Below are 211 nucleotides of genomic sequence, written 5' to 3'. Positions count from 1 at the left end.
AATATTACCAAAATATGGAACTGCAGGATTTTTAGCAAAAGCTTTAGGAGAAAAGGGCATGATACTCTGAAAAAATTATCAAACAAATATATTTTCAGATTTTAATAAATTATCTGGAGCAAACAATTGTAAAAGAATATTTAGATCAAGAAAAGACAAGGGAATCAGTATGTTGGGGTTGTCCAATATGATGTAAAAAATATACAAAGGC

The 211-nt window shown here is 28.4% G+C and carries 1 protein-coding gene and 1 pseudogene (both running past the window's edge); both read left to right on the top strand.

What is annotated here, in order from left to right:
- A protein-coding gene (locus tag LUA84_RS03425) for an aldehyde ferredoxin oxidoreductase N-terminal domain-containing protein (protein ID WP_457913380.1) crosses the window boundary here: on the top strand, window positions 1-70 show its 3' end. Its footprint begins 254 nt before the window's first position; 70 of the gene's 324 nt are visible here — the last part of the coding sequence; its start codon lies beyond the left edge, outside the window; it ends in the stop codon at window positions 68-70.
- A gap of 133 nt (window positions 71-203) precedes the next feature.
- Window positions 204-211: pseudogene (locus LUA84_RS05460) on the top strand (hypothetical protein) (its annotated part continues 127 nt past the right edge of the window); the annotation flags it as partial.

This window comes from Candidatus Nanopusillus massiliensis (assembly GCF_920984865.1).
The sequence above is the reverse complement of the archived record's forward strand: the minus strand, read 5'-3'. Positions and strand labels throughout refer to the sequence as shown.